We start from the raw sequence: 22,894 nt of genomic DNA, 5'->3' as shown, positions 1-22,894 counted from the left end.
CGCTCCGAGTATGGTGAACAGGCAACACGGGAGTCCCGGGAGCGGGGGCTGAGAGTGGGCGTACGTACCAGCCCTTACCGTCACACCTGATCCGGGTCATGCCGGCGAAGGGAGGAGATGAAATGTCCCCACCACTATCCGTCATCGGCGGCGGCGTCATCGGGCTGTCCGTCGCCCGCCGCGCGGCACTGGCCGGCTGGTCGGTGACGCTGCATGCCAGCGTGGAGCGCGGCGCCTCCTGGGTGGCCGGGGGCATGCTGGCCCCGCACAGCGAGGGCTGGCCCGGCGAGGAACGGCTGCTGCAGATCGGTCTGGAATCGCTGCGGCTGTGGCACACGGACTTCCTCGACGGGCTGCCGCCCGAGGTGGTGACCGCCCGGGAATCGCTCGTCGTCGCCGTCGACCGAGCCGATGTCGCCGATCTGCGGACCGTCGCCGATTGGCTGGCCACGCAGGGGCATCCGGTCGAGCCGACGACCGCCGCCCGCGACGTGGAACCGTTGCTGGCTCAGGGCATCCGGCACGGCTTCCTGGCGACGACCGAACTCGCGGTGGACAACCGCGCAGTCGTCGAGGGCTTGGCCGCGCACTGCCGACGGCTGGGTGTGCAGTGGGCACCCGCGGTGGATTCGCTCGACGAGGTCGACGCTGAACAGCGCGTCATCGCCAACGGCATCGACGCTCCACGGCTGTGGCCGGGGCTGCCGGTGCGACCGGTCAAGGGTGAGGTGCTGCGGCTGCGGTGGCGCACGGGCTGCATGCCGGTGCCGACCCGCGTGATCCGCGCGCGCGTGCACGGCCGCCCGGTCTACCTGGTTCCCCGAGCCGACGGTGTCGTCGTCGGCGCCACCCAGTACGAACACGGTCGCGACACCGCGCCCGTGGTCACCGGGGTACGTGACCTGCTCGACGACGCGTGTGCGGTGATGCCCGCCCTCGGCGAGTACGAACTGGCGGAGACCGCGGCAGGCCTGCGGCCGATGACGCCCGACGGACTGCCCGTCGTCGAACGGCTCGACGACCGCACGCTGGTGGCGGCCGGGCACGGCCGTAATGGATTTTTGTTGGCGCCGTGGACCGCTGAGCGGATCGCGGCCGAGCTCGAGGTGAGTGTGGGAGCGAAATGATCACCATCACTGTCAACGACGAAACCGTCGAGGTGGCCGAACAGACCACCGTCGCCGGGTTGCTGCAGACGCGGGGTTTTCCGGAGAAGGGCATCGCCGTGGCGTTGGACTGGTCGGTGATACCCCGCTCGGAGTGGGATCGCACCCTGGCCGACGGAGCGCGCGTCGAGGTTGTGACGGCGGTGCAAGGTGGCTGATTCGGTACTGAAGATCGGTGGCCGGGAGTTCGGTTCGCGGCTGATCATGGGCACCGGCGGGGCACCCAATCTCGCTGTGCTCGAAGAAGCGTTGGTCGCCTCGGGGACTGAGCTCACCACGGTCGCGATGCGCCGGGTCGACGCGTCGGGCGGAACTGGTGTGCTGGATCTGCTCAACCGGCTGGGTATCGCGGCCCTGCCGAACACCGCGGGCTGTCGAGGCGCGGCCGAGGCGGTGCTGACCGCCCAGCTCGCCCGCGAGGCGCTCGGCACCGACCTGGTCAAGCTCGAGGTCATCGCCGACGAGCGCACACTGCTGCCCGATGCCATCGAATTGGTCAAGGCCGCAGAACAATTGGTCGACGACGGATTCATCGTCCTGCCGTACACCAACGACGATCCGGTGCTGGCGCGGCGGTTGGAGGACACCGGGTGCGCTGCGGTGATGCCGCTGGGCTCGCCGATCGGCACCGGGCTGGGCATCTCCAACCCGCACAGCATCGAGATGATCGTCGCGCAGGCCGGTGTCCCGGTGATCTTGGACGCCGGTATCGGCACCGCGTCCGACGCTGCCCTGGCGATGGAACTCGGTTGCGACGCAGTGCTGTTGGCCACCGCCGTCACCCGGGCATCCGATCCGCCGACCATGGCCGCGGCCATGTCAGCGGCCGTCACCGCAGGCTATCTCGCCAGGCAAGCGGGCCGCATCCCCAAGCGGTTCTGGGCTCAGGCGTCGAGTCCTTCGCTGTAGTCGGTTTCACGTCACCGGTCCCGCGACTGTGAATCCTCTGCGAAAGATCGGCTGATTTTTCGCAGACGATTCACGATCGCGAAGGTGTCGGTGGGGGCAGGCACACTTCGCGCATGGGGGAGCCATTCGTGGGGACGGAAGCCATCGCTTCGGGCCGGTTGACGGCGTATCAGCTCCGCAGCAGGTGCGTGCCGATCTATCCCGGGATCTATGTGCCCCGCGACACCGTTCCCACCGCCAAGGCGAAAGCGAAAGCCGCGTGGCTGTGGTCGGGCCGCCGTGGGATCGTCGCAGGACGCTCCGCTGCGGCGCTGCTCGGATCGAAATGGCTCGACGCACGGCATCCAGCCGAGTTGATTCATGACAACCGTCGTCCGCCCAGCGGAATACGCAGCTGGGCCGATCGTTTCGAGGACGACGAGGTCACCGTCGTGGGCGGCATGCGGGTGACCACGCCGGCCCGCACCGCGCTTGACCTCGCCTGCCGTTATCCGGTCGACGAGGCGGTGGCTCTCGTTGACGCTCTCGCCAACGCAACGCACCTCAAAATGGCCGATGTGGAATTGCTCGTCGAGCGGTACCGCGGGCGCCGGGGGATCAAGAACGCCCGAACAGTGCTGGATCTCGTCGACGCCGGTGCGGAGTCGCCGCGCGAAACGTGGCTGCGGCTGCTCGCGATCCGTGCCGGCTTTCCGCGACCGCGCACCCAGGTGCCTGTCCATGACGAATATGGCGTGCTGATGGGGGTTTTCGACATGGCGTGGGAGGCAGACAACGTCGCCGCAGACTATGAAGGGGACCAGCATCGAACAGACCGTCGCCGCTTCGGCCGGGACATCCACAAGGCAGAGACAGTGACGCGCATGGGGTGGGCCCACATCCGCGTCACGTCCATGGACGGCGAGGCCGACATCATCAAACGTCTCGCGGCCGCCGGCGTCCCGCGAGCGTGAATCCTCTGCGAAAAATCGGCTGATCTTTCGCAGACGATTCACATTCGCGACAGGACGGCCGTTGGCCGCGGCGCGCGACGGTGGGAATACTGGAAGGCGATGATCGAAATCGCCGGGCTGACCAAGCTCTACGGAACCCAACGCGCCGTCGACGACCTGACGTTCACCGTCGAACCGGGTGTTGTCACCGGGTTTCTCGGGCCCAACGGCGCAGGCAAGACCACCACCATGCGGCTGATTCTGGGTCTCGACCGCCCGAATGCCGGTACCGCCACCATCGACGGCAAGCCCTACCGCGACCTGCGGGACCCGCTGCGAACCGTCGGTGCGTTGCTCGACGCGCGTCAGGCCCACCCCAACCGCAGCGCGCGCAATCACCTCCGCTGGATCGCCGCGGCCAACCGCATCCCGGTACCCCGCGTCGACGAGGTGCTCGAAGCCGTCGGCTTGGAATCCGTGGGCGATCGGCCCGCAGGGACCCTGTCGCTGGGCATGAGCCAGCGCCTGGGCATTGCCGCCGCGCTGCTGGGAGATCCGCCGGTGCTGCTGTTCGACGAGCCCGTCAACGGTCTGGACCCCGAGGGCATCCACTGGGTGCGCACGCTGATGCGCAGCCTCGCTGCCGAGGGCCGCACGGTGTTCGTGTCCAGCCATCTGCTGGCTGAGATGTCCAACACGGCCGACCGCCTGGTGGTGATCGGCCAGGGCAAACTGATCGCGTCGACGACGGTCACGGAGTTCGTCAGCGAGTCGGGCAATGCCGTGCGGGTGCGCAGTCCGCAGCTGGAGACCTTGGCCGAGCTGCTGGGCGACGCCGGGTTGCAGGCCGACGTGGACGGCGACGCGCTGACGGTGCGCGGTGCGGCCATCGAGGTGATCGGGGAACTGGCAGCCCGCAATTCGATCGTGCTGCACGAGCTGAGCACGCGGTCGGCTTCGCTGGAGGAGGCGTATTTGAAACTCACCGACGACGCCGTCGACTACCGGGCGGGCAAGCCGTGAGCGCGCTCGCGGTGCTCGACGCCGAACGCATCAAACTGTCGACGACGCGCTCGCCGCTCTGGTCGGTGCTGGGCGTGGCCGCGCTGAGCCTGGGGGTGGCAGCGCTGCAGGGCTGGACCGCGTACGGGTTCACCCCGCTGCCTCCTGGCAAGGCCGCGCTGGGGGTGGCGGTGTTCGGGGTTCCCGTGCTGATGATCCTGGCGTCGATGACGGTGACCGGCGAGTACCGCACCGGGCTGATCCGGACGACGTTTCTGGCCACACCGAACCGCACCTGGGTGTTGATCGCGAAGGCCATTGTGGCGGCGGCCTTTTCGTCGATCTGTGCGGTGGTGATGGTGCTGGCGTCGGTGATGGTGGCTCGGTTGTTCGCCGAACCGGTGGTCGGCGCGCAACTGTCGCTGGTCAGTGCGGAAACCTGGTCGGTCGCCGGAGGCTTTGCGCTCTACGCCGCGTTGGCGGCCGTGCTCGGGGTTGCAGTCGGCGCATTGGTCCGTTTCGCGGCCGGCGCCGTCGCGGTACTGCTGTTGTGGCCTCTGGTCGCCGAGCCGCTGTTGGCCAACCTGCCCTCCACGGGTGTGCAGCTCGGCCCGTGGCTGCCGTTCGCCAACATGTTCCGCTTCCTCGACGTGGAGTGGTTGTTCCCGACCTTCAACATCCCGTGGGGTGAGACGGGGTCGTTGTGCTACTTCGTCGCGCTGGTCGTGGTGGTGTTCGTCGCGGCGATCGCGGTGCTGAACCGAAGGGATGCCTGACATGGATTGGGCCGCAGTGGGCCGCAAACCGTTGAACTACCCCGAAGTCGGAGCCACTGCCGGGGAATTGCCGAGCGGGTATCACCACATCCGGCGGACCGCCGCTCTCGGTGAGGGCCGGAGCTGCTTCGAGAACGCAGCCGAGCGGTTGATGCACTGGGGCGTGCAACGCGGTGCGGGGTTACGCATCCAGACCTCGTCGGAACTCGCCGAGGAAGGGGCGCTGCTCATAATCCGGTTGGGACCGGTGCCGGCCTACGGCCGGGTCGTCTACACCGTCGACGAACCCGACCGGCGCGGCTTCGCCTATGGGACATTGCGTGGGCATCCCGAGTCCGGGGAAGAGTTGTTCGCCGTCCGGTATGACGAAGGCCGCGTGTATGTGGATGTGGTCGCGTTCTCCCGGCCCGCCACGTGGTGGAGCAAGCTCGCCGCGATTCCCGCAGCTGTTGCGCAGAGACTCGTCACGAACCGCTACCTGAAGGCACTGCAGACCGACGCCTGAAGGTGCTCGGCGGCACGCGACCGATTAACGCCGCCCTGCCCGCGGAGCTACCCACTACGGTGGGTGCAATGCGACGCAATTTGACGGGGGCGGTCCTTGGCGCGGTGGTGCTGACCGCGGCTTTGGCCGGCTGTGACAGCAAGACCGAACTCAACGTCGATACGCCTGCGGCCCCGCCCGCGGCCCGGGAATTCGCCGAGCAGTTGCGTCACCAGGTGTCGGTGGACGCGATGATGGGCCACCTCAAGAAGCTGCAGGACATCGCCAACGCCAACGGGAACACCCGCGCGCTCGGCACACCCGGCTTTGACGCGAGTGTCGACTATGTGGCGAAAACCCTGCGCGACAAGGGTTTCGACGTGCAAACGCCCGAGTTCCAGGTGCGCATACCGTTCTCCGAAGATCCCCAGGTCACCGTGGGTGGTCAGCCGGTGACCGCCAAGCCGCTGCTGTACACCATCGGCACCGGCGCCGAAGGGGTGTCCGGGCCGCTGGTCCCCGCCCGCGCCGGCGACTCCCCGGGTTGCGAGGCCAAGGACTACGACGGGCTGCCGGTCGCCGGTGCGGTCGTGCTGGTCGATCGCGGGCACTGCGCGTTCAGTGCCAAAGAGACCGCGGCCGTCGAACGCGGCGCCGTTGCGCTGATCGTGGCCAACAACCAGGACGGCGATCAGATGGGCGGCACGCTCGGCGAGCGCACCGACGTCAAGATCCCGGTGGTCAGCGTGACCAAGGCCGACGGCGCCCGGCTGCGCTCGGCCCCGGGGCCGACCACCATCAAGCTCAACGCCGGTATCCGCACCGAGCACACCCGCAACGTGATCGCCCAGACCAAGACCGGTTCGACCGCCGACGTGGTCATGCTGGGCGCGCATCTGGACAGCGTGCCCGAGGGGCCGGGCATCAACGACAACGGATCCGGGGTCGCCGCGGTGCTGGAAACCGCACTGCAGCTGGGTGTTTCGCCCGACATCAAGAACGCGGTGCGCTTCGGGTTCTGGGGTGCCGAGGAGGAGGGCCTGCTCGGCTCGCGCAACTATGTGGAGTCGCTGGACCTCGAAGCACTCAAGGACATCGCGATGTACCTGAACTTCGACATGCTGGGCTCACCCAATCCCGGCTACTTCACCTACGACGGCGACCAGTCCGCACCACCGGATCCCAGCGGTCCGGCCCGGGTGCCGGAGGGCTCGGCGGGTATCGAGCGGACGTTGGCCACCTACCTGCAAAACGCCGGAAAGACGCCGCGCGACACCAGCTTCGACGGCCGGTCCGACTACGACGGTTTCACGCTGGCGGGTATCCCGGCAGGCGGGTTGTTCTCCGGAGCCGAGGACAAGATGTCGGAGGAGGAGGCGAAGCTGTGGCAGGGCAAGGTCGATCAGCCGTTCGACCCGAACTACCACCAGGCCACCGACACCATCGACCACGTCGACCCGACCGCGCTGCAGATCCACGGCGAGGGGGTCGCCTACGTGACGGGCCTGTACGCGCAGGATCAGAGTGGCCGCAACGGAATTCCGATCAGATCCGACCGCACCCGCCACGAGGTCACCCCCTCGTGAAGGCCGGTTGGGCCGCCGCGGCGCTGGTGGCCGTCGCCGTAACCGGGTGTTCATCGCAGTCGCCGCCGCCGACCGATCTGTCACATGACCTGGCGGCTCGGATCACCGTCGACGCCATGTACACGCACCTGCACAAGCTCGCGGACATCGCCGAGGCCAACGGCGGCAACCGGGCAGAAGGTACTCCCGGGTACGACGCCAGCCTCGATTACGTCTCGAAGCTGTTGAAGGACAAGGGTTTCGATGTGCAGACCCCGGAATTCGACCGGCTCGGGCCCATGCAGGGCGGCGATCCGGCGCTGGTGGTCGACGGAACTCGGTACCCGGTCGTTCAAGGGTCGCTGCTGGTCCAGACACCGCCAGGCGGACTGAACGCGCCCACCCTGCATCCCACCAAGCTCACGGGTTGCACGGCAGCCGATTACGGCTCAAAGAAGATGACCGGAGCCATCGCGGTCGTCGACGACACCGGCTGCTCCGTTGTGGTCAAACAGGACACCGCCGTGGCGCAGGGCGCGGTCGGGCTGTTGGTGGTCAGCACCGTGAAGCCCAGTCCCACAGGCCTGTTCACTCCGGGCTACTACCGGCAGCTGAAGGTGCCGGTCGGCATCATCGAGAAGTCCGCCGACACCGCACTGCTGGGCACGTCGGCCGCGGTCAAACTTACGCTGGACGGCAAGTCCGAACTGATCAAGTCGCGAAACCTGGTGGCGCAGACCAAGACCGGGTCAACCTCCGATGTCGTGATGGCCGGGGCGCATCTGGACAGCATCCGCGGCGGCCCGGGTATCAACGACAACGCCACCGGCGTGGCCGCGTTGCTGGAAACCGCACTGCAACTGGGTGGTTCGCCAGCGGTGCACAACGCGGTGCGGTTCGCGTTCTGGGGTGGCCAAGAGACCGGGGTGGACGGCTCGACGCAGTATGTGAAGGGGCTCGACGCGGGTCAGCTCGCCGATGTTGCGTTGTACCTGAACTTCGAGATGCTGGGTTCCACCAACGCCGGGTACTTCACCTACGACGGTGACCAGTCTGCCGCCACCACGACAGTCAAGTCGGTTCCCGACGGCTCGGCGGGCATCGAGCGCACCCTCGCCGGCTACCTCAACCTCGCCGGAGTACGGCCCGCCGACATGCCGCTGAGCGACACCACCGACTACACCGCCTTCCTCGCCGCAGGCGTGCCCATCGGCGGTACCACCACGGGATCGTCGCAACGCAAAACGGAAGTGCAAGCGCGGCTCTGGGGCGGTAAAGCCGGCCAGCCGTTCGACCCGAACTACCACACCCCGCGCGACACCGTCGACAATGTCGATGCCCATGCGCTGTCAATCATGGGACCCGCGGCGGCGTTTGCTGTCGGTAGCTACGCGATGTCGATCGACGGCGTCAACGGGGTTCCGTCGCACGACAAACGAAATCGCCGCCCACGCTGAATCAGAAAAAATCATCGAATCCCGGTGAACCTCACCGCGGGCGACTCCGTAGTACAGGTATGGGAATTGACTTCGGCCACATTGTCAGTCACAGCACAATCGCCGGCGTTCACGGTGTACTCCCGCCCAATCGATATACCCAGGACGAGGTCACCGAGGCCCTGCTCGCGCTGCCGGGGTATGACAAGGTCGCCGACGTGGTGCGCGCGCTGCACAAGAGCGCCAAGGTCAACAGCCGCTACCTCGTGAGGCCGCTGGAAGAGTATGCGACGCTCAGCGATTTCGGTGAGACCAACAACCTGTTCATCGAACACGCCACCGAGCTGGGGTGCCAGGCGTTGGCGGGTGCGCTCGAAGAGGCGGGCCTGCGCCCGCAGGACGTCGATCTGATCATCACCACGACGGTCACCGGCGCGGTGGTTCCTTCGCTGGATGCGCGCATCGCCGGTAGGTTGGGGCTGCGACCCGATGTCCGGCGGATGCCGATTTTCGGTCTGGGGTGCGTGGCCGGAGCGGCAGGCATCGCCCGGCTCAACGACTATCTGCGCGGCGCTCCCGACAAGGTCGCGGTCCTGGTGTCGGTGGAGCTGTGTTCGCTGACACGCAAACACCATCCGTCGATGCCGACGCTGGTTGCAGGCGCGCTGTTCGGCGACGGGGCCGCGGCCGTGGTGGCCGTCGGTGCCCAACGGGCAAAGAAGCTCGACCCGAGCGGCCCGGATGTCCTTGACTCCCGCAGCCACCTGTACCCGGATTCGCTGCACGCCATGGGCTGGGATATCGGCAGTGACGGGTTCGAGATCGTGCTGAGCGCAGAGGTACCGGGCTTCGTCGGCAGGTACCTGGGCGACGACGTCACCGGTTTCCTTGCCGCACATGGCCTCACCGTCGGCGACGTCGAGTCGTGGGTGAGTCACCCCGGCGGGCCCAAGGTGATCGAGGCCATCATCGAGACGCTCGAACTCCCCTCCGACGCATTGGATCTGACCTGGCAATCGCTGGCAGAGGTGGGCAACCTGTCGTCGTCGTCGGTGCTGCACGTGTTGCGGGACACCATCTGCAAGCGCCCCGCGCCGGGCACCCCGGGAGTCCTGATGGCCATGGGCCCGGGGTTCTGCTCCGAACTCGTCCTGCTGCGTTGGCGCTGATGGGCCGCAGAGGGGTAACCGTCCTCATCGCCGCGGTCGCCGCCGAGCGAGTGGCCGAACTCGTGGTCTCCCGGCGCAATCTGGCGTGGAGTAAAGCCAACGGCGGCAAGGAGTTCGGTGCCGGCCACTATCCGGTGATGGTCGCACTGCATACGGGACTGCTGGCCGGTGCGCTGCTGGAGGCGCGCCGCAGGCCCTACCGCCCGTGGCTGGGCCGGCCGATGCTGGCGCTGGTGCTGGCCGCGCAGGGGCTGCGGTGGTGGTGCATCACGACGCTGGGGCGCCAGTGGAACACCCGGGTGGTGGTGATACCGGGGGCTGAGCGGGTCACCGGTGGCCCGTACCGCGTGGTGCCGCACCCGAATTACGTCGCGGTGGTGACCGAGGGCGTGGCCCTGCCACTGGTGGGCGGCGCGTGGCTCACCGCACTGATCTTCACCGTCGCCAACGCGGCGTTGTTGCGGACCCGGATCCGGGTGGAAAACGATGCGTTGCAAGGTTTGACGTGATTGATCTGTTGGTTGCGGGCGGTGGGCCTGCCGGTCTGGCCACCGCGGTGCACGCAGCGCGCGCCGGGCTCGAGACGGTGGTGGTGGAACGTCGGTGCGGCCCGATCGACAAGGCCTGCGGCGAGGGCTTGATGCCGCATTCGGTGCGTCACCTGCAGGCGCTGGGGGTCGACGCAGAGGGGCACGAGTTCCGCGGCATCCGTTATCTCGATGGCCGCCGCGTTGCCGAGGCGCGGTTCTCCGGCGCAGCAGGTCGTGGCGTGCGGCGCACGGTACTGCACGCCGCGTTGTCCGACGCGGTAGCGGCAGCCGGGGTGAAGGTGGTGCAGGGCGAAGTCGGTGTGGTACACCAGGATTCGAATTCGGTGTCGGCGGCGGGGCTTCAGGCGAGGTATCTGGCCGCGGCCGACGGGCTGCACTCGCCGATCCGCCGTTCGCTCGGGTTGTCGGAGGACAACGGGCCGCGGCGGCGATGGGGCATCCGGCGCCATGTCCGGATCGCGCCGTGGTCGGACTGTGTCGAGGTGTACTGGGCCCGAGATGGGGAGGCCAGCGAGGCCTACGTGACCCCGGTCGCCGACGACTGTGTCGGCGTGGCGATCCTGACGTCGGCCCGCGGACGGTTCGAGGAGCACGTCGAGAAATTCCCGGCATTGGCCGACCGGATCCGCGGGTGCCCTCACGGCAGCGACCGGGCCGCGGGCCCGTTGCGGCAGAAGGTCCGGCACCGCAGCGCGGGCCGCGTGCTGCTGGTCGGGGATGCGGCGGGCTACATCGACGCACTGACCGGCGAGGGGATGGGCTTGGCGTTCGGTGCGGCCGAGTTGCTGGTCGGCTGCGTGCTGGCGGACCGGCCGGGCGACTACGACAGGCAGTGGCGGGCGTTGACCCGGCGCTACCGCTTTCTCACCGCAGCGCTGTTGTACGGCAGCGGTTTTCGTCCGGTGCGGGCGAGCATCACACCGGCGGCCGCTGCGCTACCCGTCGTGTTCTCCGCGGTGGTCGACGCGCTGGGGCAGTGAGTTCCGCTGTCCGCCGGCGAACTGCAGCACGCGCATCCCGTGGTAGACCACCAACGCCGCGATGGAGCCAAGGGCAATCCCGGTGAACGTCAAAGAGCCTGCGGTCCAGGTGAAATCGGCGATACCGATGATCAGCGGGATCGCCGCGGTCATCTGGTTGATCGGCTTGGCGAAGTCGACGTGGTTGGTGAGCCAGATCCGGACGCCGAGCACCCCGACCAGCCCGTAGAGCACCACGGTCGCACCGCCCAGTACCCCCGGCGGGATGGCCGAGATCGCGGCACCGACCTTGGGGCACAACGACAATACGATCGCCACGGTGGCCGCCACCCAGTACGCCGCGGTCGAGTAGACCCGGGTGGCGGCCATCACCCCGATGTTCTCGGCGTAGGTGGTGGTCGCCGATCCGCCACCGGCACCGGCCAGTACAGTAGCCAGCCCGTCAGCTGCCAGTGCTCGGCCGACGAGGGGGTCCATGTCGGTGGCGGTCATCTGCCCCACCGACTTGACGTGCCCGATGTTCTCGGCGATCAATGCGATCACCGCGGGCAGGAACAGCGGCAGCACCGCGACGGTGAAGGTCGGCGTCTGGAAGTGCGGCAGCCCCAGCCACGGCGCAGCGGCGATCGCGGACGTGTCGACCTCGCCGAGGATCAGCGCCAGCACATAACCGATCACCACCGCCCCGAAGATGGCCAGCCGCCCGATGATGCCGCGGAAGAACGCCAGCGTCGCGACCAGCACCACCAGGGTGACCAGGCCGACCACCGGGCCCTTCTCGAAGTTGTTCTTGGCGGCCGGAGCCAGATTGAAGCCGATCAGCGCGACGATCGCGCCGGTCACCACCGGCGGGAGCGTCAGGTCGATCCAATGGGTCCCGATCAGGTGCACGACGGCGCCGACGATGATGAGCAGCACACCGAGCGCGATGAGGCCGCCCAGGGCGCTGCCCGTGCCGTGGGAGGCGACCGCCGCCGTCACCGGGGCGATCACCGAGAAGCTCGAACCCAGATAGCTGGGCAGCCGGTTACCCGTGATGATCAGGAACAGCACGGTGCCGACGCCGGAGAACAACAGCGTGGTGGACGGCGGAAAGCCGGTGAGCACCGGAACCAGGAAGGTGGCGCCGAACATGGCCACCACGTGCTGGGCGCCGATGCCGACGGTCCGGGGCCAGTCCAGCCGCTCACCGGGGGCGACGACGAAGTCGTCGTCTGCGCGGGCCTCGACGCGTTTCCAACTCAGCAGGGTCACGCACTATCTATAGGCGTCGAGTGGCCAGTTATGCCACGTTTGTCGCGAAAATCCTTGTAAAAACTGGCCACTCGACGCGATGACGGCGGTGTCAGTGCATGTGGCTGCCACCGTTGATGTCCACGGTGGTGCCGGTGAGGTAGCTGGCGTCCTGGCTGGACAGGAACGTGATGACGGCGGCGACCTCGTCGGTGGTGGCGGTGCGGCCGACGGGGATGTCGGCGGCCAGCTTGGCTTCCTGCTCATCGGTGGAGCCGACGCGGATGTTGGTGTCGACCGCGCCCGGGGTGACGGCGTTGACCGTGACGCCGGTGTTGGCGATCTCGCGGGCCAGCGACTTGGTGAAGCCCAGGATCGCGGCCTTGGCCGAGGAGTAGGGCACCTTGCCGAAGACGCCGCCGCCGCGCTGCGCGGACACCGAGCTCATGTTGACGATGCGGCCCCAGCCGGCGTCGATCATGTCGGGCAGGAAAGCCTTTGTCACCAAATAGGTTCCGGTGGCGTTGACGGCCATGACCTGGTTCCACAGATTCAGCGTGGTCTCCAGGAACGGCACGGGGGAGGTGATGCCTGCGATGTTGGCCAGCGCGCCGACGGTGGGCAGGTTGCCCGCGGCGACCTCGGCGGCAACCGCGTCGTACGCGGCGGTGACCGACTCTTCGGAGGTGACGTCGACGGCATGGCCGAACGCAGGTACCCCGAATTGGTTGCCGATCTCGGCGGCGACCTTGGCGGACTTCTCGCCGTCCAGATCGAGGATCACGACGCCCCAGCCTTCCTTGGCGTAGCGCTCGGCAACGGCCACGCCGATGCCCTTCTCGGAGGTGGCTCCGGTGACGACGGCGGTGCGGGTGACAGACATTGCGAGTCCTTTCAGATCAGGGCGGAGATGAGATTTCCGGCCGCGGCGGCAGCGGCGGGACGTTCGTCGTGGGTGACGTCGCGGGTTTCCAGTTCCAGCGCGAAGTGCCCCGAATAGCCGACGGCCGCGAGGCTCTTGAGTCCGGTCGCGAAATCGACCTGGCCGTTGCCGACCGACAGATTGATGTTGCCGGGGACGGCATCACGGATGTGCACGTGCCGGATGCGTGGCCCGAACCGTGCCACGAAGTCGACGGGATCGCCGCCGGACGCCACGATGTGACTGAAATCCATGACTATTCCGACGTTTTCGTCGAGTCGGTCGGCGAGCCGTTGGGCCCGTTCGATGTCGAAGCACAACCGGAAGAAGTGCAGTGACTCGGTCCACAGCGCGACGCCGCGGGCGGCGGCGACCTTCGAGGCCGCGGCCAGTTCACCGGCAACGGTCGTCAGGTCTTCGTCGAGCGAGGTGATCGGCTCGTGGTCGAGCGCACCACAGGGCAGTACCAGGGCGTCGGCGCCGGTGGCGGCGGTCAGCTCGACCAGCATCGCCAGGTGGCGGTCCCGCGCGGCCCGGCCCTGGGCATCCAGTGCGGCATTGAGATCGCCGATGTCGCCGTTGATGGAACGGACCCGGATGCCCGACGCCGCAACGGTGGCCGAGACATCGCGCACGGCGTCCTCGTCGAGGACGAACGGCACGTGGTCGCACACCCCGGGCAGCGCACCGAGGTCGATCTCGGTGAAGCCCAGGCCGGCGATGGTGTCCAGGGCCTTGGACAACCGCTGGTGGCGGAAGCTGATGGTCGAACAGCCCAGTCGGCTGTGAAACGAATGAGCTGACATCTGGCGGCGCTTTCTCCCGGACCTTCACGTTGTGGCGGGGCCCACACTACTGCCGTTGACTGTTAACAGTCAACGGGCGGCAATAAATCATGTTGACTGTTGACACTGACCTGTGTGCGGGCTCACACTGGGTGACATCTACCACGTTGTTGACAGTCAACATCTCAGGCAACTCGCAGGTAGACCTGGATTGAGCGGGATTTGAAAGGATGACGCCCATGAGCGATGACGCTCTGAAAATGCGGGGTCCCGTACTTGGCACCAAGGACGCCAAGCGGGTAGCGGTCGGCTCTGCCGTCGGCGCCGTGATCGAAACCTACGACTTCATCGGGTTCGGAACCGCCGCCGCGCTGTACTTCGGCCACGCGTTCTTCCCGCACTCAAGCCCGGTCGCGGGCACCCTGGCATCCTTTGCCACCCTCGGTGTCGGCTTCGCGGCCCGCCCACTGGGTGGCATCATCGGCGGTCACCTCGGCGACAAGGTCGGGCGCAAACCCGTGCTGGTGGCTTCGCTGCTCATCATGGGCCTGTCCACCTTCGCGATCGGGCTGCTGCCCACCTATGCCGCGGTCGGCGTGATCGCGCCCGTGCTGTTGGTGACCGTGCGGATCATTCAGGGCCTGGCGTTCGGCGCTGAGTGGGGCGGCGCCATCCTCATGAGCTACGAACACGCTCCGTGGAAGGAAAAGGGCCGCTACACCGGCATCGTGCAGGCCGGCTTCCCGGTAGGGCTGCTGCTGGCCAACCTGGTGTTCCTGGTCAGCGTGCACCTCGGCGGGGACTGGGCATGGCGGGTGCCATTCCTGGCCAGCATCGTGCTGGTCGTCGTCGGTCTGATCATCCGGGCCAAGGTGCCCGAGTCGCCGGTCTTCGAAGACGTCAAGGACGAGGGCAAGATCGTCAAGGCGCCCATCGTCGAGGTGCTCAAGAACGACTGGCGAAACATCCTGCGCGGCATCGGCCTTCGCGTCGCCGAGACCGCCGGCTATGCAGTCTCGATCACTTACATGATCTCCTACCTCAAGACCGCGAAACTGGCCACTGCCACCGAAACCCTTGTCGCCCTGTGTATTGCTGCCGCGATCGGCATCTTCGCAACCGCAGGATGGGCGCGGCTGACCGACAAGGCCGGGCGCAGGCCGGTCTACATATGGGTGTGCGCCTTCGGCATCCCCTTCGGCGTGCTGATGTTCGTGCTGGTGAACACGGGACTGTTCTTCCTCATCATCGCGACCGTCGTGATCGCCTACGGGGTGTGTCAGAACGCGCTCGCCGGCTCCCAGGGGGCCTGGTTCCCGGAGCTGTTCACCGCCAACACCCGGGCGTCGGGAGCCTCACTGGCATACCAGATCTCGGCGATGGTGTCGGGCTTCACGCCCTTCATCACGACACTTTTATTCGAATGGATGGGATGGATGGGACCTGCTCTGTTGTTCTCCGCGTACGCTGCGATCGGCCTGTGGGCCGCGCTGGTGACCCGCGAAACTTGGGGATCCGCCGAACGCCAGGCTGCCGACAAGGCCGCCTCCGACCAGGCGCTGGCCGCCTGATGCGCGCGGCGAAGGTGCGTGATGCTGCCTACCGGATGCGTCACCACGTACTGAACATGGGTGAGGCCCAAGGGCAGGGCTATGTCGGGCAGGCACTCGGTGCCGCCGACATGCTCGCCGCGGTGTACGCCGATCAGCTGCGCTTCCGCGCCGACGACCCGCATTGGGACGAGCGGGACCGGTTCCTGCTGTCCACCGGGCACTACGCGATCGGGCTGTACGCGGCACTGGCCGAAGCGGGCATCGTCGACGTCGCCGAACTCGACACCTACGGATCCGATGAATCCCGGCTGCCGATGTCCGGAATGGCCAGCTACACACCAGGTATGGAGATCTCCGGGGGATCGCTGGGCCACGGCCTCGCGGTGGCCGTCGGCATGGCGCTGGGTCTGCGCCACCAGGGCAACAGCGCCCGGGTGATCAACTTTCTCTCCGACGGTGAACTCGACGAAGGTTCGACGTGGGAGGCCGCGATGGGCGCGTCGCATCACCGGCTCGGCAATCTCGTGGCGATGGTCGACATCAATGCGCTGCAGGCCGACGGCCCGACCGAGGGTGTGCTGCGCACCGAACCCGTGTCCGACAAATGGGCGGCCTGCGGCTGGCACGTCCAGCGCGTTGACGGCAACGACGTCGAGGCGCTGCTTGCCGCATTCGACGGTGTCAGTACCGAACAGCCCTCAGTCATCCTGTGCGACACCAAGGTTGGCAAAGGTGTGCCGCTGCTGGAAACGCGTGAGAAGGCGCACTTCATGCGGATCGACGCCGACGAGTGGCAGATCTGCCGAGACCAATTGACCGCCGAATCAACCGCAGGACGCCAAGGAGTATCGGCATGAGCACCACCAAACTTCGTACCTCGGCGATGATCGCGTCGTTCGCCGATCCCGGGCAGAAGACCACACCCGCACCGTTCGGACACGCCCTGGTGAAAGCCGCGCAGGCCGATGACCGCATCGTCGGGCTCACCGCCGATCTGGGCAAGTACACCGACATGCACATCTTCGCCCAGGCTTTTCCGGAGCGGTTCTTCCAGATGGGCATGGCCGAGCAGCTGTTGTTCGGCGCCGCCGCCGGCATGGCCGAGACCGGCCTGATTCCTTTTGCGTCAACCTATTCCGTGTTCGCCGCCCGGCGGGCCTACGACTTCATCTGCCTCGACATCGCCGAGCCGGGCCTCAATGTCAACATCGTCGGCGGATTGCCAGGGCTCACAACGGGTTACGGGCCGTCGCACCAGGCCACCGAGGATGTCGCAATCTTTCGGGGGATGCCGGGGCTGACCATCGTCGACCCGTGCGATTCGGTCGACATCGAGCAGGCCGTGCCCCAGTTGGCCGAACATGCCGGCCCCACGTACCTGCGTCTGCTCCGGGGAAACGTGCCTACTGTCCTCGATGAGTACGGATACACCTTCGAGCTCGGCAAGGCCAAGGTGGTGCGGCCCGGCACCGACGTCGTGTTCGTCTCGAGCGGCCTGATGACGATGCGGGCCTTGCTGGCAGCTGAGGAACTGACGGCCCACCATGTCGATGTCGCCGTGGTGCACGCGCCGACGCTCAAGCCGTTCGACGCCGAAACCGTGCTGCGCGAACTTGATTCGGACCGCCTCGCGCTGACGCTGGAGAACCACACCGTGGTCGGCGGCTTGTTCGAGACGGTGGCCTCGGCGCTGGTGCAGCGTGGGATCAGCCGGCAGGTGACGCCCATCGCGTTGCCGGACGAATTCCTGGCCGCCGGGGCACTTCCGACGCTGCACGACCGCTACGGCTTGTCGACTCGGCGAATCGTCGCGTCGGTACTCGAGCGACTGTAGGATCACTGTTGACAAACAAATGTTGACACTCAAGGAGCAGGTCATGTCGGTCGAGGCCCCGTCGCTGCTGCGACTTGAGAAGACCAGCCTGCGCGAACAGGCGCTCTCCGCGCTGCGCCGCGCCATCACCTCTGGCCAGCTGCAGCCCGGTACCCACCTCGTGGAGACCGACCTGTCCGATGCCCTGCAGATCAGCCGCGGCACGTTGCGCGAGGCCATGCGCCAACTGCAGCAGGAAGGGCTGATCTCGGCGGGGGCGCGCGGTCGCCTGTCGGTCCGGCACCTCGACGCCAAGGAAATCAAGGACATCTTCGACGTCCGTGGTGCCCTCGAGTCGCTGGCCGCCAGCGACCTGGCGTCGCGGGACGACCGGGCCACGGCGGTGTTGGCCCTGCGCAGCGCCGTCGCCGACATGGAGCGATGGGCCGCGGCCAACCTGGAGGACCGCATCGAGGCCGACCTCAAGTTCCACCGGACCTTGTGTCACCTGAGCGGCAACGAAACCCTGCTGCATTCGTGGTCGTCCCTGGAGGGCAGCATCCGGATGTCGATCATGTACGCCGGGGTGGACCGGGCCCTGAAGAACATGGACGCCAAGCGGCATCTCGACATCGTCGAGGCCATCGAATCGGGCGATCCGGTCGCGGCCGCTACTGCGGTCCGCGACCACATGTGCACCGCCGCGGCGGTATTGGTCGACTAGCTATCCCGCGACTGGCCAGTTGTGGCACGCGATTCGCGAAAATCCGTGCGGCAACTGGCCATTCGACGCTGAGAGCTCAGTGAGTGTCGCGCGTCGGAATGAGTGATTCGTGCGCCGACGACGTCGCTGCGCGCACGAGGACCGCGAGGACCGCCAGGGCACCGAGTGCCACCACCGGGATGGTCCACAGCCGGCGCGTCAGCAGCGCTGAACCGCACTTGTCGACGTACTGGTCTCCAGCGGCGCTGGCCTGCACCAGATGCGCCGAATACGACGACCCGCACGGAATCTGCATGCCGTACTGGTCGAAGTCGTCGAGGTACACCGGCATGCTCATCAGATACAGGCCGATGCCGAGGACCACCAGACCGGCGATCCCGAGATACACGGCTCGATAACTCATCTATGCCCCCTTCAGGTCATACAAACGTCGGCGAACAGCAGCACCGGCCACGAGACGATCGACCCGAGCGCCGACACCACGGCGTCCAGGCCGGACATCTCGCGGAGATGTTCGGTGTGGGTGCTCGACCAGATCACCCCGATCAGCCCGTATGGGGTGCCGATGATCAGCGCGATGACGATCAACTCGCCGACCGCGACACGGTACGCCAGCAATCTTCGCAACCTGACCAGCACGGGACCCCCATCCGGCATCAACCCTGGCTATGTTAATGCCCATTCCGTCGTGTCCGGCCCCTTTGACCACATTCGCGGGTCCGTTTATGGTGTCGACATGGCGCGCACCCCGCCCACCCGCGGCGACCGGAGTGCAGATGTCGTGCGGCGCCGCCCGAAAGACCGGAAAGCCCAGATCGCGCGCGCCTCGGCGGAGGAGTTCAGCGCCCTCGGCTATCACGGTGTCAGCATGGAGGCCATCGCGTCGCGCGTCGGGATCTCGGCGGCCGCGTTGTACCGGCACTATTCGAGCAAGTACGAACTGTTCCGCGACGCCGTGCTCAATCTCGGCCAGCAACTGGTCGACGGCACCGCGTTCGCCGACGAGACCGAAACCGACCCGCGTCAGGAACTGCGTCGGCTGGTCGCCGCCCTGACCGACACCGCGTTGGCCAACCGGGAGTCCGGTGGCCTGTACCGCTGGGAGGCCCGGTTCCTGCGCGGCGACGATCAGGCTGCGTTGAACAGCCAGATGCGCACCGTGCACCTGCGCATCCAGCGGCCGCTGCGGGCGCTGCGGCCCGAACTCGGATCGCACGAGCGCTGGACGTTGTCCACCGCGGTGCTCAGCGTGCTCGGCAGCATCGTCGACCATCGGGCCAAGCTGCCTGCCGGCCAGATCCGTGCAGTTCTCGCCGAGATCGTCGACACCGTGCTCACCGCGGATCTGCCCGAGCTTCCCACTGCCGCTGATCCGGTGGCGTCGGTAACCCCACCTCCCGCCGGTCCCACCAAATACGAAGCGTTGCTGAGTGAATCGCTGCGGTTGTTCAACCAGAACGGCTACCGCGACACCACCATGGAGGACATCGCGAGTGCGGTCGGCATGCCGGCATCGGGCATCTACCGGTACTTCTCGGGCAAGACCGACATCCTCGCGGCCGGATTCCGGCGGGCGGCCGACCGACTGTCCGAAGACATGGCCGAGGTGCTGCGCACCGTCCCCGATCCCGAACAGGCACTCGCGGTGCTGATCGACGGGTACGTGGCGCGTTCGTTCGCCCGCCCGGAACTCGACTACGTCTACTACACCGAGCGTCTCAACATGACCGCCGCCGACCAGAAAATCCTGCGCGACCTGCAGAGGTCGGCAGTCGAATCCTGGGTGAACCTGGTGATGCCCGTGCGGCCCCAGTGGACTGCCGGTCAGGCGCGGTTCGCGGTTCATGCTGCGATGGCGTTGGTGATCGACCTGGGCCGGCTCATGGGGTACCAGAATTCGGAGCAGGCCCGGGCCGTTGTGACGGCCATGGTCGATCTGACCCTGTTCGGGCGCTACCGGTTGCGGGCGGCGTTGCCGGCCAGATAGGCGACGTATCCGAGGGTTCCGACGAGAGCCAGCTTGCGGGTCTTGCGCAGCACCAGCCCCAACCCGAGCGCGGTCTCGATGCCCCCGTTGGTGTAGATGTGCTTGTGCGTGTCCTTGGGGAACGCGGATTTCGTGATCGATTCGAACAACTGCGGTTTGACGAAATGGGCCAGGCCGGTTCCGGCCAGGCCGAGGCCTGCGAGCTTGGCCAGCGTCGAGTCGTTGTTCTGTTCGGTCATGGATGATCCTCTCTGATCAGGAAAATGCGTAGTCGCTCAACGGGAATCGGGAAGCGTCCGCAACGGCCCGACGCGTAGTCATGGGTCGCAGCAGGGTGGCTTCGCCGCTCGGATTGAAATAGTACGACCGTGCCGAAGCGCAGTCGCCGAGGGTGAACAACGAGTCGGACAGCAACTCGGTCATCAAGTCCAGGTACCGCGCGTTGGCCTCCTCGGTCACCTCGAATGTGGTGGCGCCGCGGCGTTTCACTTCACCGAACAGCCGGTCCATCAACCGCATCTGGTACTCCATGGTGTTGAAGAAGTTCAAACCGAGGAACGCGTACGGACTGGCCAGGCTCAGGTAGTTCGGGAAGTACGGCATCGAGACGCCCTGGTAGGCCTGGAACCTGGTGTCGCGCCACCATTTTCCGAGGTTGCGGCCGTCCCGGCCGATCACCTCGATGGCCGGGAAATTGGCCTCCCAGAGGTCGAATCCGGTGGCCAGCACGAGGGTGTCGATGACGGTCTTGCTGCCGTCGGCGTTGACGATGCCGTCCGGTTCGATGTGGTCGATGCCGTCGGCCTGCAGGTGCACGTTCGGCTTGGTGAAGGTGCGGTAGTAGCTGTTGGAGAATGTCGGCCGCTTACAGCCGAAGTCGTAGTCCGGGGTCAGTTTGCGACGCAGCTCCGGATCACGGATCGAGGCGAACCGGTGCAGTTTGGCCAGATCCGCCGCAGCGATGTTGAGCCGACGGAAGTAACGGTGTTTGAGCACCGCGGTGTCGACCATGAATGCGTAGATACCGTCGGTGACGGCCCGGATGGCGCGCTGGGTCAACGGTATTCGGGCGAACACCGCCTTGGCGCGGGGTGAGAACCGCACGTCTATCTTCGGCACCACCCAGATCGGGGTGCGTTGGTAGACGGTCAGCGCAGTCACCCGGCGGGCCAGCTCGGGAATGAGCTGCACGGCGGTGGCGCCGGTGCCGATGATCGCCACGCTGCGACCGGAGAGGTCGTGCTCGTCATCCCAGTCGGCGGTGTGGATGATCCGGCCCGCGAAGCTGTCGATGCCCGCGATGTCGGGTGTGTGCGGCTGGGAGAGAAACCCGGTGGCGGTGAAGAGGTAGCGGGCCCGCAGTGTCTCACCGTCGGCGACCGTCACCTGCCACTGCGCGGTCTCCTCGTCCCAGCTGGCGCCCAGCACGGTCGTGTTGAACCGGATGTGGCGCCGCACGTCGTACTTGTCGGCGACCGCGTCGGCGTAGCGCTTGATCTCGGTGCCCGTCGAGAACAGTCGCGACCAGTGCGGGTTGGGCTCGAAGAAGTACGAGTACGTGGTGGTGGGGACGTCGACGGCCAAGCCGGGGTAGTGGTTGACGTGCCAGGTGCCGCCGAGGTCGGCTTCGCGGTCGACGATCACGAAGTCGTCGATACCCATCCGTTTGAGCTGGATGGCCGCGCCGATCCCGGCGAACCCCGCCCCGACGATCACCGCGTCGTGTGCCCCCATGGCGAAACAGTACCGCAGGTACCGGGTACTTTGTCGAGGGGTTACCGGCCGGGAGCGTGCCACCTGTGCGGATCGGCCTCCAACTGCGAGCGGTCCCAGCCGGCCAGGTCGGCGGCCGCGGCGTAGGTGGACTGCAGGAACTCCATGAGGGCGCGGTCGGGGTCGGGGGAAGTCCGCACCGCCTCGTAGGGCAGCAGGAACTGGCGGAACTCCTGGCTGTAAAAGGCGGGCTCAGGGCCGACCGGGTACTCGGCGAATCCCGGCGGTTCCGGGTACGCGTACGCGTAGAAGGCGCCTTCTTCGCCGCCGCCGGGCCAGAATCCGCAACTGCTCAACTCGTGCGAGTAGCCCTCGACCATGACCCAGTCGCCGCAGTTGGGCGCCCCGCCCGGATGCTCGGGCGCCGGTCGGCCGGAGAAGCGCGTGCACGCCATGTCGAACGAGCCCCAGAAGAAGTGCACCGGGCTCACCTTGCCGATGAAAAAGGAGCGGAACTCGTTGATCACCCGCTGGGCCTGAATCAGTTGGCGCCAGAACAGGTGTGCGGCCTGCGGGTCGTAAGACGCGTGCTGGTGGTCCTCGGCGAACGGAATGGCCGGATCGACCTCGTTGGGCCGCGCGGATATCCCAGCCTCGATGCCGAGTTCTCCTAGTGCAGCGATGGTTTCGGCATAGAACTCGGCGACGGGCTTGGCGGTCAGGGCGACGGTGGCCGCTGCGCCATCGCTGCTGCGTACTGCCAGCACATGGTCGACGAAATCGAATTCCAGGTCGAACAGGCGGTTTTCGTAGGGAATCGACCCAGTGGTCAGGCCCCGGGGACTGACATAGAGGGTGACCTGCCACCAGTGGTTGAGCAGCGGCGAATGGGTGAGGCGGATCTTGCCGACGATCTGCGTCCACATGTGCAGGGTGTCGCGGGTCGGTTCCCAGTCCGCCACGCGCAGGGCCGGCCAGCCGTTGGAGGTGCTCATTGCGGTCCTTTCTCGTGCTTACGCAAACATCACACCGTCCCCGGGCGGCGTGGTCAATGACAACGCGGACCGTCCGTCAAACAGGTTGTCGCCTTGGATGTTTCGCGGCAGTTGTCGGCGCTGTGCCGGGTGAATCTGTGGATCGTGCAAGGAAACGCCCGATGCGGGTCCGATCCCTTCCTGGGGATGTGGCGGCCCT

At 66.9% G+C, this 22,894-nt stretch carries 25 protein-coding genes and 1 riboswitch; of the genes, 17 read left to right on the top strand and 8 right to left on the bottom strand.

What is annotated here, in order from left to right; genetic code table 11:
* Positions 1-16: 16 nt before the first annotated feature.
* Positions 17-130: riboswitch (TPP riboswitch) on the top strand.
* The 12 genes from thiO to A5784_RS09270 all read left to right on the top strand — a co-directional run bounded on the left by thiO (position 123) and on the right by A5784_RS09270 (position 10,970).
* Positions 123-1,127 (top strand): glycine oxidase ThiO, encoded by a 1,005-nt coding sequence (thiO, locus tag A5784_RS09325; RefSeq protein WP_064944538.1) that lies wholly within the window; start codon positions 123-125, stop codon positions 1,125-1,127. (Overlaps the previous riboswitch by 8 nt.)
* Positions 1,124-1,324 (top strand): sulfur carrier protein ThiS, encoded by a 201-nt coding sequence (thiS, locus tag A5784_RS09320; RefSeq protein ID WP_082944729.1) that lies wholly within the window; start codon positions 1,124-1,126, stop codon positions 1,322-1,324. Before thiO ends, thiS begins: the two co-directional genes overlap by 4 nt.
* On the top strand, positions 1,317-2,075 hold the full coding sequence (locus tag A5784_RS09315) for a thiazole synthase (protein ID WP_064944536.1): 759 nt from the start codon (positions 1,317-1,319) through the stop codon (positions 2,073-2,075). The genes thiS and A5784_RS09315 overlap by 8 nt, the downstream gene beginning before the upstream one ends.
* A 113-nt stretch (positions 2,076-2,188) precedes the next feature.
* A complete protein-coding gene (locus tag A5784_RS09310) occupies positions 2,189-3,028 on the top strand; it encodes a type IV toxin-antitoxin system AbiEi family antitoxin (RefSeq protein ID WP_064944534.1) in 840 nt (279 codons plus the stop codon).
* 99 nt (positions 3,029-3,127) lie between these two features.
* Positions 3,128-4,030 carry an ABC transporter ATP-binding protein gene (locus tag A5784_RS09305; RefSeq protein ID WP_064944532.1) on the top strand — a complete coding sequence of 301 codons (903 nt, stop codon included), beginning with the start codon at positions 3,128-3,130 and terminating at the stop codon, positions 4,028-4,030.
* Positions 4,027-4,785, top strand: a complete 759-nt coding sequence (locus A5784_RS09300; RefSeq protein ID WP_064944530.1) for an ABC transporter permease — start codon at positions 4,027-4,029, stop codon at positions 4,783-4,785. The genes A5784_RS09305 and A5784_RS09300 overlap by 4 nt, the downstream gene beginning before the upstream one ends.
* A gap of 1 nt (position 4,786) precedes the next feature.
* A complete protein-coding gene (locus A5784_RS09295; RefSeq protein ID WP_064944527.1) occupies positions 4,787-5,290 on the top strand; it encodes a DUF1990 domain-containing protein in 504 nt (167 codons plus the stop codon).
* 68 nt (positions 5,291-5,358) lie between these two features.
* Entirely contained in the window at positions 5,359-6,855 is a 1,497-nt protein-coding gene (locus A5784_RS09290) for a M28 family metallopeptidase (protein ID WP_064944716.1), read from the top strand.
* Positions 6,852-8,291 (top strand): M28 family peptidase, encoded by a 1,440-nt coding sequence (locus tag A5784_RS09285; RefSeq protein WP_064944525.1) that lies wholly within the window; start codon positions 6,852-6,854, stop codon positions 8,289-8,291. The genes A5784_RS09290 and A5784_RS09285 overlap by 4 nt, the downstream gene beginning before the upstream one ends.
* 59 nt (positions 8,292-8,350) lie before the next feature.
* On the top strand, positions 8,351-9,439 hold the full coding sequence (locus A5784_RS09280) for a type III polyketide synthase (protein ID WP_064944523.1): 1,089 nt from the start codon (positions 8,351-8,353) through the stop codon (positions 9,437-9,439).
* Positions 9,439-9,948: an isoprenylcysteine carboxyl methyltransferase family protein gene (locus tag A5784_RS09275; RefSeq protein WP_064944521.1), complete on the top strand. Its 510-nt coding sequence runs from the start codon at positions 9,439-9,441 to the stop codon at positions 9,946-9,948. The genes A5784_RS09280 and A5784_RS09275 overlap by 1 nt, the downstream gene beginning before the upstream one ends.
* Positions 9,945-10,970: an NAD(P)/FAD-dependent oxidoreductase gene (locus tag A5784_RS09270; RefSeq protein ID WP_064944518.1), complete on the top strand. Its 1,026-nt coding sequence runs from the start codon at positions 9,945-9,947 to the stop codon at positions 10,968-10,970. The genes A5784_RS09275 and A5784_RS09270 overlap by 4 nt, the downstream gene beginning before the upstream one ends.
* Here the strand turns inward: A5784_RS09270 and A5784_RS09265 are convergent.
* The 3 genes from A5784_RS09265 to A5784_RS09255 all read right to left on the bottom strand — a co-directional run bounded on the left by A5784_RS09265 (position 10,926) and on the right by A5784_RS09255 (position 13,931).
* On the bottom strand, positions 10,926-12,224 hold the full coding sequence (locus tag A5784_RS09265) for a uracil-xanthine permease family protein (RefSeq protein WP_064944516.1): 1,299 nt from the start codon (positions 12,222-12,224) through the stop codon (positions 10,926-10,928). The genes A5784_RS09270 and A5784_RS09265 overlap by 45 nt on opposite strands.
* Before the next feature lie 91 nt (positions 12,225-12,315).
* Positions 12,316-13,086 carry an SDR family NAD(P)-dependent oxidoreductase gene (locus A5784_RS09260; protein ID WP_064944514.1) on the bottom strand — a complete coding sequence of 257 codons (771 nt, stop codon included), beginning with the start codon at positions 13,084-13,086 and terminating at the stop codon, positions 12,316-12,318.
* 11 nt (positions 13,087-13,097) lie between these two features.
* Positions 13,098-13,931 carry a sugar phosphate isomerase/epimerase family protein gene (locus tag A5784_RS09255; protein ID WP_064944512.1) on the bottom strand — a complete coding sequence of 278 codons (834 nt, stop codon included), beginning with the start codon at positions 13,929-13,931 and terminating at the stop codon, positions 13,098-13,100.
* A gap of 218 nt (positions 13,932-14,149) precedes the next feature.
* Between A5784_RS09255 and A5784_RS09250 the strand changes: the two genes are divergently transcribed.
* From A5784_RS09250 to A5784_RS09235, 4 genes are read left to right on the top strand one after another with little or no spacing between them, the layout of a single operon-like run.
* Entirely contained in the window at positions 14,150-15,481 is a 1,332-nt protein-coding gene (locus A5784_RS09250) for an MFS transporter (RefSeq protein ID WP_064944510.1), read from the top strand.
* Positions 15,481-16,320, top strand: coding sequence for a transketolase (locus A5784_RS09245; protein WP_064944508.1), 840 nt, complete (start codon positions 15,481-15,483; stop codon positions 16,318-16,320). The genes A5784_RS09250 and A5784_RS09245 overlap by 1 nt, the downstream gene beginning before the upstream one ends.
* On the top strand, positions 16,317-17,297 hold the full coding sequence (locus A5784_RS09240) for a transketolase family protein (RefSeq protein WP_064944506.1): 981 nt from the start codon (positions 16,317-16,319) through the stop codon (positions 17,295-17,297). Before A5784_RS09245 ends, A5784_RS09240 begins: the two co-directional genes overlap by 4 nt.
* 43 nt (positions 17,298-17,340) lie before the next feature.
* Positions 17,341-18,000: a GntR family transcriptional regulator gene (locus tag A5784_RS09235; protein WP_064944715.1), complete on the top strand. Its 660-nt coding sequence runs from the start codon at positions 17,341-17,343 to the stop codon at positions 17,998-18,000.
* 76 nt (positions 18,001-18,076) lie between these two features.
* Here A5784_RS09235 and A5784_RS09230 read toward each other — a convergent pair whose 3' ends face one another.
* On the bottom strand, positions 18,077-18,403 hold the full coding sequence (locus A5784_RS09230; protein WP_064944505.1) for a hypothetical protein: 327 nt from the start codon (positions 18,401-18,403) through the stop codon (positions 18,077-18,079).
* An 11-nt stretch (positions 18,404-18,414) separates the two neighbouring features.
* Positions 18,415-18,639: a hypothetical protein gene (locus tag A5784_RS38750; RefSeq protein ID WP_082944728.1), complete on the bottom strand. Its 225-nt coding sequence runs from the start codon at positions 18,637-18,639 to the stop codon at positions 18,415-18,417.
* Positions 18,640-18,736: 97 nt separating this feature from the next.
* Between A5784_RS38750 and A5784_RS09220 the strand changes: the two genes are divergently transcribed.
* Positions 18,737-19,987, top strand: a complete 1,251-nt coding sequence (locus tag A5784_RS09220; protein WP_064944501.1) for a TetR/AcrR family transcriptional regulator — start codon at positions 18,737-18,739, stop codon at positions 19,985-19,987.
* Here A5784_RS09220 and A5784_RS09215 read toward each other — a convergent pair.
* The 3 genes from A5784_RS09215 to A5784_RS09205 are packed head-to-tail and all read right to left on the bottom strand — an operon-like array spanning position 19,954 to position 22,695.
* Positions 19,954-20,226 (bottom strand): DoxX-related protein, encoded by a 273-nt coding sequence (locus A5784_RS09215; protein WP_064944499.1) that lies wholly within the window; start codon positions 20,224-20,226, stop codon positions 19,954-19,956. The genes A5784_RS09220 and A5784_RS09215 overlap by 34 nt on opposite strands.
* A gap of 16 nt (positions 20,227-20,242) precedes the next feature.
* Positions 20,243-21,721 (bottom strand): flavin-containing monooxygenase, encoded by a 1,479-nt coding sequence (locus A5784_RS09210; RefSeq protein WP_064944497.1) that lies wholly within the window; start codon positions 21,719-21,721, stop codon positions 20,243-20,245.
* Positions 21,722-21,762: 41 nt separating this feature from the next.
* The gene (locus A5784_RS09205; RefSeq protein ID WP_064944495.1) at positions 21,763-22,695 is read right to left on the bottom strand and encodes a DUF5996 family protein; all 933 of its coding nucleotides are present in this window, start codon (positions 22,693-22,695) and stop codon (positions 21,763-21,765) included.
* Positions 22,696-22,894 lie beyond the last annotated feature (199 nt).

It is taken from the genome of Mycobacterium sp. 852013-50091_SCH5140682 (genome assembly GCF_001665685.1).
In the GTDB taxonomy this organism is placed as follows: domain Bacteria; phylum Actinomycetota; class Actinomycetes; order Mycobacteriales; family Mycobacteriaceae; genus Mycobacterium.
Note: the sequence above shows the minus strand (reverse complement) of the source record. Positions and strands in the feature narration are given on the sequence as shown.

Excerpts from the sequence above, each read along its gene's own strand:
- thiO (WP_064944538.1), top strand. The coding sequence starts at position 123 with ATGTCCCCACCACTATCCGTCATCGGCGGCGGCGTCATCGGGCTGTCC.
- thiS (WP_082944729.1), top strand. The coding sequence starts at position 1,124 with ATGATCACCATCACTGTCAACGACGAAACCGTCGAGGTGGCCGAACAG.
- A5784_RS09310 (WP_064944534.1), top strand. The coding sequence starts at position 2,189 with ATGGGGGAGCCATTCGTGGGGACGGAAGCCATCGCTTCGGGCCGGTTG.
- A5784_RS09305 (WP_064944532.1), top strand. The coding sequence starts at position 3,128 with ATGATCGAAATCGCCGGGCTGACCAAGCTCTACGGAACCCAACGCGCC.
- A5784_RS09295 (WP_064944527.1), top strand. The coding sequence starts at position 4,787 with ATGGATTGGGCCGCAGTGGGCCGCAAACCGTTGAACTACCCCGAAGTC.
- A5784_RS09290 (WP_064944716.1), top strand. The coding sequence starts at position 5,359 with ATGCGACGCAATTTGACGGGGGCGGTCCTTGGCGCGGTGGTGCTGACC.
- A5784_RS09280 (WP_064944523.1), top strand. The coding sequence starts at position 8,351 with ATGGGAATTGACTTCGGCCACATTGTCAGTCACAGCACAATCGCCGGC.
- A5784_RS09275 (WP_064944521.1), top strand. The coding sequence starts at position 9,439 with ATGGGCCGCAGAGGGGTAACCGTCCTCATCGCCGCGGTCGCCGCCGAG.
- A5784_RS09260 (WP_064944514.1), bottom strand. The coding sequence starts at position 13,086 with ATGTCTGTCACCCGCACCGCCGTCGTCACCGGAGCCACCTCCGAGAAG.
- A5784_RS09255 (WP_064944512.1), bottom strand. The coding sequence starts at position 13,931 with ATGTCAGCTCATTCGTTTCACAGCCGACTGGGCTGTTCGACCATCAGC.
- A5784_RS09250 (WP_064944510.1), top strand. The coding sequence starts at position 14,150 with ATGAGCGATGACGCTCTGAAAATGCGGGGTCCCGTACTTGGCACCAAG.
- A5784_RS09245 (WP_064944508.1), top strand. The coding sequence starts at position 15,481 with ATGCGCGCGGCGAAGGTGCGTGATGCTGCCTACCGGATGCGTCACCAC.
- A5784_RS09240 (WP_064944506.1), top strand. The coding sequence starts at position 16,317 with ATGAGCACCACCAAACTTCGTACCTCGGCGATGATCGCGTCGTTCGCC.
- A5784_RS09235 (WP_064944715.1), top strand. The coding sequence starts at position 17,341 with ATGTCGGTCGAGGCCCCGTCGCTGCTGCGACTTGAGAAGACCAGCCTG.
- A5784_RS09230 (WP_064944505.1), bottom strand. The coding sequence starts at position 18,403 with ATGAGTTATCGAGCCGTGTATCTCGGGATCGCCGGTCTGGTGGTCCTC.
- A5784_RS09220 (WP_064944501.1), top strand. The coding sequence starts at position 18,737 with ATGGCGCGCACCCCGCCCACCCGCGGCGACCGGAGTGCAGATGTCGTG.
- A5784_RS09215 (WP_064944499.1), bottom strand. The coding sequence starts at position 20,226 with ATGACCGAACAGAACAACGACTCGACGCTGGCCAAGCTCGCAGGCCTC.
- A5784_RS09210 (WP_064944497.1), bottom strand. The coding sequence starts at position 21,721 with ATGGGGGCACACGACGCGGTGATCGTCGGGGCGGGGTTCGCCGGGATC.
- A5784_RS09205 (WP_064944495.1), bottom strand. The coding sequence starts at position 22,695 with ATGAGCACCTCCAACGGCTGGCCGGCCCTGCGCGTGGCGGACTGGGAA.